Annotated in this window: 11 protein-coding genes; all 11 read left to right on the forward strand. The window is 61.4% G+C overall.

The genetic code is table 11. The features are described 5' to 3' along the window. Positions 1-127 precede the first annotated feature (127 nt). The 11 genes from H8N03_RS25780 to H8N03_RS25830 all read left to right on the forward strand — a co-directional run bounded on the left by H8N03_RS25780 (position 128) and on the right by H8N03_RS25830 (position 9,276). Positions 128-706: a hypothetical protein gene (locus tag H8N03_RS25780; RefSeq protein WP_187079121.1), complete on the forward strand. Its 579-nt coding sequence runs from the start codon at positions 128-130 to the stop codon at positions 704-706. 851 nt (positions 707-1,557) lie between these two features. Next, positions 1,558-1,779, forward strand: a complete 222-nt coding sequence (locus tag H8N03_RS26670) for a DUF433 domain-containing protein (RefSeq protein ID WP_187079122.1) — start codon at positions 1,558-1,560, stop codon at positions 1,777-1,779. Further along, complete coding sequence (locus H8N03_RS25790; protein WP_187079123.1) at positions 1,779-2,099, forward strand: DUF5615 family PIN-like protein; 321 nt, start codon at positions 1,779-1,781, stop codon at positions 2,097-2,099. The genes H8N03_RS26670 and H8N03_RS25790 overlap by 1 nt, the downstream gene beginning before the upstream one ends. A gap of 120 nt (positions 2,100-2,219) precedes the next feature. After that, positions 2,220-2,723, forward strand: a complete 504-nt coding sequence (locus H8N03_RS25795; protein ID WP_187079124.1) for a DMP19 family protein — start codon at positions 2,220-2,222, stop codon at positions 2,721-2,723. Positions 2,724-3,731: 1,008 nt separating this feature from the next. After that, positions 3,732-4,145 (forward strand): hypothetical protein, encoded by a 414-nt coding sequence (locus tag H8N03_RS25800; RefSeq protein ID WP_222623175.1) that lies wholly within the window; start codon positions 3,732-3,734, stop codon positions 4,143-4,145. A gap of 123 nt (positions 4,146-4,268) precedes the next feature. After that, on the forward strand, positions 4,269-4,793 hold the full coding sequence (locus tag H8N03_RS25805; protein ID WP_187079126.1) for a hypothetical protein: 525 nt from the start codon (positions 4,269-4,271) through the stop codon (positions 4,791-4,793). Positions 4,794-4,857: 64 nt separating this feature from the next. Beyond that, a complete protein-coding gene (locus H8N03_RS25810; protein ID WP_222623176.1) occupies positions 4,858-5,610 on the forward strand; it encodes an alpha/beta fold hydrolase in 753 nt (250 codons plus the stop codon). Between the two features lie 113 nt (positions 5,611-5,723). Continuing rightward, positions 5,724-6,191: a hypothetical protein gene (locus H8N03_RS25815; protein WP_187079127.1), complete on the forward strand. Its 468-nt coding sequence runs from the start codon at positions 5,724-5,726 to the stop codon at positions 6,189-6,191. Between the two features lie 220 nt (positions 6,192-6,411). Continuing rightward, positions 6,412-7,746, forward strand: coding sequence for a hypothetical protein (locus H8N03_RS25820; RefSeq protein ID WP_187079128.1), 1,335 nt, complete (start codon positions 6,412-6,414; stop codon positions 7,744-7,746). 585 nt (positions 7,747-8,331) lie between these two features. Continuing rightward, positions 8,332-8,763 (forward strand): hypothetical protein, encoded by a 432-nt coding sequence (locus H8N03_RS25825; protein ID WP_187079129.1) that lies wholly within the window; start codon positions 8,332-8,334, stop codon positions 8,761-8,763. Positions 8,764-8,811: 48 nt separating this feature from the next. Beyond that, the gene (locus H8N03_RS25830; RefSeq protein ID WP_187079130.1) at positions 8,812-9,276 is read left to right on the forward strand and encodes a DUF6869 domain-containing protein; all 465 of its coding nucleotides are present in this window, start codon (positions 8,812-8,814) and stop codon (positions 9,274-9,276) included. Positions 9,277-10,043 lie beyond the last annotated feature (767 nt).

The raw sequence follows: 10,043 nt of genomic DNA on the forward strand, positions 1-10,043 counted from the left end.
GCGCGCTGCCGTCTAACAGGTCGGTCGACGCGGACACGTTGCGGCAAGGGGCCGCACGGCGCCGTTGGAAATCGTGCACCGTGCGGCCCCTTGCCGCAACGTGCCGGTCACCTTTACGTTAGATCTCATGAACCAGCCGCAGCTTTTCCGGAGAGTTGAAGAGCGCACGTTCTTCGCGCATCACATGCTGCTGCATGCCGCGGAGATGGAGATCGGAGATGCAGAGGCGTCTGAGGTCGGTCGGTTCAACAAGTGCCTCGCGGCGATGGTCATGACTGCCTTGGCTGTGGAGGGCTTGGTGAATGCTGTGGGATCTCGCGTTGCCGAAGACTACCCGGCCTTCGAGCATCTCCGTCCTCTCGAGAAGCTTGACTTCCTAGTTCGGGCGCTTGAAATTGTTCGGGACCAAGCGAACGAGCCTTGGACGACCCTTCAATTCCTCGGCGGCTTCAGGAACGACATTGCGCATCCGAAGCCCGAGCTCGTGGTGAAGGAGAGCATCTTGCCGGAGGTAGGCTTGGCGAAGACCGCTTTTGATACGCCGTTATCTGCCCTCGAACGGGAGATCACAGTGGGAAATGTCAAGCGTGCGTTCGCCGCAGTGCGCGCACTCAAGGGTCTGCTGACGGATGCGATGCCAGAACACGCCAGGTTTGGCATCTATGGAGATATGTGGCACGGAAGCACTTCGCCCCATGAGATCTAACAGAACGGTCGACTCGGACACGTTGCGGCAAGGGGCCGCACGGCGCCGTAGGAAATCGTGCACCGTGCGGCCCCTTGCCGCAACGTGCCGGTCACCTTTACGTTAGCCTGCAATGGCCAGGCCAGTGACTCATCTCCGGACCGACGAGCGCGAGGAGGCGGTACGTTCACTGGAGTGGGCCGCGGAGCAAGCTGCGCGAGCCGCCTCGGACGCGTACCACTGGAAGTGGGTTCTTGTTTCAATGCACAACGCGGTCCAAGGCTTCCTTGTGCTGGCGCTGTGGAATGGAAACGGCCTGCTAACGTTGACTGAGAAGGGCGCAGCCAAGTGGATGAAGGCTTACAACGCCGGCGCTCCGTTTCCTGAAGACCGCTTGGACTCGTTCCTCAACTTGTACGATAAGGCCAAAGATCCGAACAACTTTCACGTGCACGGGGCTGGTCCGTTCCATCCTGGCCAAACGCACGACCGAAGCATGGATCGTCTGAATGACTTTCGGAACGAGTTCATTCACTTCACTCCAAAGGGCTGGGCCCTTGAATTGGCCGGACTGCCAACGATCTGCCTTGACGGATTGGACATCGTTAGGTACTTTGGGTGGGAAACCACTCCAATCACCTGGTACAAGGTCTCTCATGTTCGCCGGGCGAAACGTGCGCACAACAAGTTGCGCCGTCTCCTCAGCGCGCTCCACGTGCGGTATGCAGGCTAACTGGTCGGTCGACTCGGACACGTTGCGGCAAGGCGCCGCGAGGCGCCGTTGGATATCCTGCACCTCGCGGCGCCTCGCCGCAACGTGCCGGTCACCTCTACGTTAGCCGTCACCGGTCGTCAGTGCTAGCATGAGCACCATGATTGACTGGTCCAGCTGTTCTGCCGTGGAGCAAGACCCTAGCCGCGTTAGCGGCGCTTGGGTCTTCCGTGGCACGCGTGTGCCTGTTGCCGCTCTCTTTGAGAACCTCGAGGATGGCGCGTCAATCCAAGACTTCGTGCAGTGGTTCCCGGGCGTGTCCCTGGACCAGGTCCGTGCGGTTCTTGAGCACGCTGCCCGGAGTTCCGCGGCGGTCGTGTAGTGCGCGTCCTTTTCGATCAGGGTACGCCGGCGCCATTGCGCCATGCGCTGATCGGACACTCCGTCGAAACTGCATTTGAATTGGGCTGGGGAACGCTGCAGAACGGTGCGCTGATCGCCGCAGCGGAGGCTGAAGGCTTCGAGGTTTTTGTCACGACGGACAAGAACCTGAAGTACCAACAGAATCTCGCCGGCCGCCGCCTGGCTGTCGTTGTCTTATCCACTACGAGCTGGCCGCGGATCCGCGCCGTCACCGCGAAGGTTCTTGAAGCGGTCGAATCGGCGCACCCGGGCAGCTTTATCGAAGTGAGCGTGGAGTGATGGCTAACAGGTCGGTCGACTCGGACACATTGCGGCAAGGGGCCGCACAGTGCCGTTGGAAATCCTGCACCGTGCGGCCCCTTGCCGCAATGTGCCGGTCACCTTCACGTTAGACCACACGTGCAGCGCCCCGCCATGCGTAGCGACTTAGTCAGCGTCTTTGATCGATTCGCTATGGGAGACATCCCAGGCGATGAGTTCGACGACGCGCTATGGTTTTTCGTCTGTGAGCGTGTCACGGACAAAGCAACGTTCAAGGCGCTTCCCATCGAGCTCCAGTACTTCTACGCCTCTCGCTACCTGGAGTGGGAAGTCGGGAATGGGGGTTTTGCGCAGGCCGCATTCAATGTCCCCGAGCTGTTTGAATCTGCTCGTTTAGGCTACCTTGCCCTTGATCTTGCGGAGGCGGCCGATCTGATCTCTCAAGCCCAAGCCCTTCTGGCGAGCGGGCGCGGAGGAATCACTGCCGGTGTGGGCGGCGACCTCGGTGAACTCTTCAAAGCATTCTCGGAAAGTGCTCTTGCCGAACTCGACTCCAAACTGGACGATGTCGGCTGGTGGGCAACGGAACGAAGAAGCGCCTATGCCCTCGCAAATCGTGGAGCCTTCGAGCGTGTGGTCTAACTGGTCGGTCGACTCGGACACGTTGCGGCAAGGGGCCGCACGGCGCCGTTGGAAATCGTGCACCGTGCGGCCCCTTGCCGCAACGTGCCGGTCACCTCTACGTTAGAGCGCATGAAATCCAGCTCTGCTCTTGCGATCGTGTGCGCCATAGCCTGCATCCCGGTGTCGGTTGCTCTCTCCGCGCGGTGGTTGGTTCCAGCCCGAGTTGCCGTCCGTGGCTACTGGGTGACGTCAGCCATCATTGCCATCGCGCTCGTGCCCCTCTTGCTTGCTCTCGAACTAAGCGTCTCCTGGTGGGTGTGGTGCTTTGGCCTCGTCGGCGTGGCTCCGTACGCTGCCGGCCTCTACCTGCGTGGAAGGGCACATGCCATCGGTGGCGCGGCGCTTGGGTTTCGGGCTGCCATCGAGCTCTCGCTGTGGGCCGTGTGTGTCGCGCTGGCTGCGGGAGTTGCTTTGTGGGGATGGGCCCATGCCGTGTAGGCGCCGCATGCGCTCTAACAGGTCGGTCGACTCGGACACGTTGCGGCAAGGCGCCGCGAGGTGCCGTTGGATATCCTGCACCCCGCGGCGCCTTGCCGCAACGTGCCGGTCACCTTCACGTTATACCGACACCAGCCGTTCGCTGACTCCGGAAAGCGTCATGAGGTTTCCGACGCCGCGCCCCTCTCGGCCGGAACCGTCCGTTCGGCGATCAAGCTTGCGCCCCGTCGTCGCGCCTCGGACCGCCGCTGCTTTCCTTGCCGTTGGTATGCAAGGGCTGTCGCGGGCATCGTGGCCGATGCGAGCAGCGCCCTCAATTAACGCCGCCAGAAGCGCCGTAGGTTCAAGGCCCTCGCAAGCGGCCGTTGCACCTGGCACGCTCTTGGTCCAGGCCGCCGCAGGCGCCGTCGTTCAAGGCCGTAGTGGGCCGCGCGTTTGCGAGTCTCGCTGCCAAGTAGTGCAGCCGAGGGCGCGGTATAACAGAACGGTCGACTCGGACACGTTGCAGCAAGGGGCCGCGCAGCGCCGTTGGAAATCATGCGCCGCGCGGCCCCTTGCTGCAACGTGCCGGTCACCTTCACGTTAGACCTCACTTGTGAGCGCCTGATGGGTTTCAACCGTTCCGAGAGAGCCATTCTGCGAGAGCTTGCCTCGGAGGTCTACGAGGCGGAGGCTCGAACAGTTCTTGCAGATCTCGATGCCTCGTTTCGCGAATGGCGCAAGAAGCAAAGGCTTAGCTCCGACCTGCTGGCGGACATCCATGCGTTCCACCAACGCGACTCACGTGATCTCTGGGCTAGGTACCAGGGTTTGGACGACGCTACAGTTGTCGCACGTGGCGTAGCGTTTGGCTTCATCCCGAAGAAGAAAGTGCCGCGCGAGATCCTCCAGAAATTGAACCTCGAGGTCTGGAAGCGGATGGGGCAAGAAGGGGACGAGTGATGTCTAACTTGTCGGTCGACTCGGACACGTTGCGGCAATGCGCCGCGAGGCGCCGTTGGATATCGTGCACCTCGCGGCGCATTGCCGCAACGTGCCGGTCACCTCTACGTTAGACCTCACATCGTGGCACCTGAGCAGCTCGAAAAGTCCCTGCGCGAACATCTTCGTTCGTGCGCCAATCCTTTGAAGTCTCTGGGCGCGGCCGACGTGCTTCGCATCGCGACGGAGCATTGGGCATCGACTCACATTGATGGCGTGTGGCCGAATGAGGGAGACGGATTGGTGGCGTACTTCGAACTGCTAGACCGAGGCCGTGGTTTGGACTACGAGTTTGGGGTGAATCGAATCTTACGTACTGGAGAGCGGAGCCCAGAGTCTTGGGAATGGCCGCAAGGATTCAAGCTGCGTCTCAGCGTCGGCTTCAAGACGACGCTCGAGATTTTTCAGCTGAAGCCGGCGGTCGCTGCTTTCGATTGCTGGAACAAGCAGCAGGTCCAAGATTTCATCTCCGCTGTCGAGGGGAGTCCAAGCTTTCAGATCGTGTCCTCCTACCGGCAAAGGAATTCAGGAATCAGTTTCGCCGAGTGCCCAGTTCCGCCTGGGCCGCCTCGCCACCCTACCAAGGAACTCACATGGGCTATCGCGTAGGGGTCGTGAGGTCTAACAGAACGGTCGACTCGGACACGTTGCGGCAAGGCGCCGCGAGGCGCCGTTGGATATCCTGCACCTCGCGGCGCCTTGCCGCAACGTGCCGGTCACCTTCACGTTAGATGGCATGACGCTGCTCGTGCTCTTGCCCGGGATGGATGGAACGGGCGAACTGTTTCGCGCGTTCGTCAATGCAGTGCGCCTGGACACCCAGATCATCCGGTACCCCACCGACCGCGCGCTGGGCTACACCGAGCTCGAGCAACTCGTCTTGTCAGAGCTGCCGCCCGAGGAGCCATACCTCCTATTGGGCGAGTCGTTCTCCGGACCGATCGCGCTCTCCATTGCCGCGCGCCGCCCGCCTTCTCTTCGTGGAGTTGTCTCGTGCTGCAGCTTTGCGCGGAATCCTCGCCCGGGTCTCGCGCCGCTACGCGCCTTGGTGAATTGGCTGCCTGACCGACCCCCGATTGATCCGCTCATGTGGTTCCTCGCCGGCCGGTTCTCAACGCCCGAACTGCGCGAAGCGCTTTCGCGAGCCCTTGCCCAGGTCTCTCCATCCGCACTCCGGGCCAGGTTGACTGCCGTGATCGGCGTCGATGTTGTTGCGACACTGCATTCGATCTCCGTTCCGCTCATGTACCTGAGGGCCTCAGAAGATCGCGTCGTGCCCGCTGCCGCCTCTGAGATCATCTTGGACAACGTGCCAGGAAGCAGAGCGGAGGAACTTGTCGGACCGCACTTTCTGCTGCAGACTCGACCAAAGGAGGTCGCCAAGTTGGTCGAAGAATTCATGCAGGCGGTGGAGCATGCCATCTAACAGGTCGGTCGACTCGGACACGTTGCGGCAATGCGCCGCGAGGTGCCGTTGGATATCCTGCACCTCGCGGCGCATTGCCACAACGTGCCGGTCACCTTCACGTTAGACCTCACATGAACCTGCACGATCACATGCATCGGTTCCGTCTCGCAAGTCGCGAGCTGTTCAACCAATTCTTCCGCCTGGACGACCCATACCCGGACAACCGAGGCTGGGTGCTGGAAGAACGCTATCGAGAAGTCGAGAATCTGCTCTTTCAAAAGCTCGTGATAGAGCCAACCGGTCTTGATGGTGTCGAGTACGGCACGCTAAATCATGGAATCCGGGTGGCATTGCGAAACGGCGAGTTCGCGCCGATCATGCTGAACCGCGAGATCGACTCTGGCTACTGGGACTACCCATTGGAAGAAGTCACTCGCGAAGCGAAGCTCGGGTTCATCTCATTCTTTGATTGGGACCAATTGGACTATCGGGATCACCGCTACGTTCGAGTGCAGGTGCTGGAGTGGGCGGCGCAGCCTGCCGTGGTTGGCAAGCATGGGTTCATCGAGACGCATTACGCCCGCTTCCATGAGGCCTAACTTGTCGGTCGACGCGGACACGTTGCGGCAAGGCGCCGCGAGGCGCCGTTGGATATCGTGCACCTCGCGGCGCCTTGCCGCAACGTGCCGGTCACCTTTACGTTAGAGCGCAAGGTCATGCTCCGCTTGGGCGCCGCCGGTCATTCTGGGTGACCGGGTCGCTACTCTGGGCGCGTGAATGGATTGGCTATATATTGCGTGAGAACTTCTTATCACACGCATGCAAAGTCTCGCGACCTACTGCTTCGAGTCTGTCGTCTCCGACGTATCCGGCCGTCTGCAGGCAATCGATCAAATCGTAGACGAATGGCTTACTCACAAGGGGGCCGCTGATCCGAGGGCTGCAGATGGGGACTTCCAGTCGGAGTCTGGGGACGGTACGGGCCAGTTCTCCCGCAAGCTGCTTGAGACAAAAGAGGGAAGCCTCCGCGAAATTGAGCTCCTAGAGACTGCGCACACGGGCGCGACGTTCACTACGAGTGTTCAGGTGGCCAGTGTGGGGCAGAACATCGCAGTGTGCGTCTCCCTCTCTGCCGCCCCCGGCAAGGCGGTGGTCGCGCCAATGAATCTGAATCCTCGGTGTCCGTGGATCGTGCGGGCGCTAATCACGCGTTTTTCCGAGTGGAAGTTTGGGAATCAGGAACTTCCTGTGGGCCTGGCGTTCGATGCGACCACTCCCAATGGAATCGCTTCATTGTGCGACGCTCTTCGCGCTCCGGGGCGTCGTTTTCCGATCGTGGTCGTTTCGACGGATCAAGATGAAGCAGTCTGGAAGGACCTTCCACAAAGGCTGGCTGAGCACTTGATCGGCCTCGCTGACGTGGCGTTCGTTGACGCGGAATCGTCCTGGGCACTAACCGATGCCTTGGGTCCGCAGAATTCCTGCTATCTGGGAGCCGTTAGGCTCTATTGGCCCCAAGCTCGACGGAATGGCGTATTCGAAGGGATAGTTTGGCGCGCCCAACGGCTTGCGGCTTCATTTGGGACGGATGCAGCCGGAATGAACCGGTTTGTGGCTTCTGTTCGCCGCATTGTGATGTCGACTGCCGCACTGACGGTTCTTCCTCCTGCGGCGATTCGAGAGATTCAGAACGCTGCGACGAAGGAGCGATTCCAGGCACTAAATGCTGCCGAGAGGGAGCGCGAGCTGAGCTCCATAGTTGACGAGAATGCCCGCCTTTCGAGCGAACTTCAGGAAGCGCGAGGCGAACTGGCGCGCCTTCGTTGGAAGCTCGCCGCGCTGGAGCATCAGCGCGATGAGCCGGCCGAAAGCGATGATCTGGATGCGGCAACTTCGCCCGAAGATGCGCCGGCTGGTCCGACGCCACCATCTAGCGGAGAGATTAGGTACTACAAGAAGATCGGTAGCGGTGGGGGCGTTGATACTCTTGTCCCGACTGGCGCCTGCAATCACAAGGCCGGCAATTGGAAGCCTGCCTTCAAGGGCGATCAAGCGGAAAAGGGTTTGCTCAAGCTGGAGGGACGGAATGATTGGCGCAGCATTGCGCATTGCAGTGCGTGCACCGGTGGAGGCCGGTGGCGCGTGCACTGGTAGATGAGGGCTGTGGCGTTGCGCTCTAACAGGTCGGTCGACTCGGACACGTTGCGGCAAGGCGCCGCGAGGCGCCGTTGGACATCCTGCACCTCGCGGCGCCTTGCCGCAACGTGCCGGTCACCTTCACGTTATACCGACGCCGTGGGTCCGCTGACGCCGGAGACCGTCCTCAAGCTTCCAGCGCTGCGCCCCCCGCGAGCGGCACCGCTCGTTGGAGCGTCCAGGCTTCGCCCCGTGGGCACGCCTCGAACGGCCGCCGCTTTCCTTGTCGTTGTCGTGCAAGTGCCGTCGCGGGCATTGCGCCCCAGGCAAGCACCGCCCTCATTGAGCGCAGTCGGAACCGCCGCAGGTTCAAGCCTGTCGCAAGCAGCTGTTGTGACTCGCATGCCGTCGGGGCAGGCCGTCGCATGCGTCGTCTTGCAACGCCGTCGTGGGCCGCACGCTTGCAGGCATCGCGGCCAAGATCTCGGAGGGAGGTCGCGGTATAACACTACGGTCGACTCGGACGCCCAACTTCATACGCTCGCTGCGCTCGCTCATGTTGGTCGCCGGTCACCTTCACGTTATACCGCACAGGGGAAGTAGGTGGCAGTCGAGAAGCACAACCGCTTGGACATGGCCACGCGCCAGCTTGAGACGGCGCTGTCCTTGTATTTCGAAGGCCAAGACCAGTTCTCCGTGATCACGCTCGCCGGAGCCGCTGATGAAATCTTCGGGCAGGTTCTACGCGCGCAAGGCCAGGAGCCGAGACTCCAAGAACTCTCGAAGTCCGTCGCCGCGATCTACAGAAAGCTGTATGGGTCTGAGATCACCGTCAAGACGGTCGCCGACCGCGCCAATCACGCGCGCAATGCGCTGAAGCACTGGAGTGAAGGCCAGCCGCTCGTCGTAGAGTTTGACGTCCTTGAGGAGGCGAAGGACATGGTGGAACGCGGGATTGCGAACTACTGGTCTCTCTTTGGTGACCTCACACCGCAGATGGAGCGCTTTGAGAAGGAGGTGCTCCGTGCGGCATAACAGGTCGGTCGACTCGGACACGTTGCGGCAAGGCGCCGCGAGGCGCCGTTGGATATCCTGCACCTCGCGGCGCCTTGCCGCAACGTGCCGGTCACCTCTGCGTTAGACGGCATGAACACCTACCATCGGTACAAGGAGCTCGGAAGGCCACTTGAGTACCTGGCCGAGTGTTGGGCTCGAGGCTGGTCGCCTGACCCAGTGGAAAAGGAGCAGTACGACTGGGCCTGTATGGAGCCGGTCGATGATGCTCGTGAAGAACCGGAGCGCGCCTGGCAGTTCATTCTGGTGGCGCTCAATACGCCGATCTGTGAACCCCATCTTGGTGTTCTCGCTGCCGGCGCACTTGAGGACCTGCTCTGCCTGCACGGCCCCGAGTTTATAGAGCGGGTGGAGGCGGAGGCAGTCGCGAACCCCAAGTTCGCCCACGTTCTGGGTGGAGTTTGGCAGTCGCAGATGTCGGAGGAAATTTGGGAGCGAGTGCAGCGAGTGTGGGATCCGCGGGGGTGGCAATGAGCGCGCTGCCGCCTAACTGGTCGGTCGACTCGGACACGTTGCAGCAATGCGCCGCGAGGCGCCGTTGTATATCCTGCACCTCGCGGCGCATTGCTGCAACGTGCCGGTCACCTTCACGTTAAATCGCAGAACCGATGTCGCGCCCGACTTCCCGCCCCAAGATCGCGTTGGCCGTCGTTCTTGTGCTCATTCTGGTCAGCGCTGGCAGCTTCGCTCAGGCGGTACTCGCTGGGCTGGCCCTCCCAATCTTTGGAGCGGAAGGCGGATCATCCATCGCGTTTGTTGCTTCTGATCTTCTTAGTCGTTTCCTCTTTGTGGCCGTCGCAGCCTGGACGGGAACTGCGATGGCTCGAAGCTCGGCCAGGACCGTCGCAATCGCGAGCGCGTGCATCCTTGCGATCATCGGGGTCCTACTGATGGCGGGCTCACGTGAGCCGTCCACCTGGTACAACTACCTCGGCCTGCTCGTTCTGGTGGGAGGCACACTCCTTGGCTGCATGCTCTGGTTCCGAAAGGGGGCGGGAAGTGCGCGCGCTGCGACTTAACAGGTCGGTCGACTCGGACACGTTGCGGCAAGGCGCCGCGAGGCGCCGTTGGATATCCTGCACCTCGCGGCGCCTTGCCGCAACGTGCCGGTCACCTTCACGTTAGACCGCAATGTCAGACCGCGCTGAGTTGAACCTTGCCGAAATCCCGTACCAGTCGGGAGTGGTCCGGTATCGATACTCTCGCGTCTTGGCGCCCGACGGGCAACGATGGTTGCGCCA

It is taken from the genome of Ramlibacter cellulosilyticus, assembly GCF_014297465.1.
Lineage (GTDB): Bacteria > Pseudomonadota > Gammaproteobacteria > Burkholderiales > Burkholderiaceae_C > Ramlibacter > Ramlibacter cellulosilyticus.

Coding starts and splice junctions, on each gene's coding strand:
- H8N03_RS25780 (WP_187079121.1), top strand. CDS start 128: ATGAACCAGCCGCAGCTTTTCCGGAGAGTTGAAGAGCGCACGTTCTTC.
- H8N03_RS26670 (WP_187079122.1), top strand. CDS start 1,558: ATGATTGACTGGTCCAGCTGTTCTGCCGTGGAGCAAGACCCTAGCCGC.
- H8N03_RS25815 (WP_187079127.1), top strand. CDS start 5,724: ATGAACCTGCACGATCACATGCATCGGTTCCGTCTCGCAAGTCGCGAG.
- H8N03_RS25820 (WP_187079128.1), top strand. CDS start 6,412: ATGCAAAGTCTCGCGACCTACTGCTTCGAGTCTGTCGTCTCCGACGTA.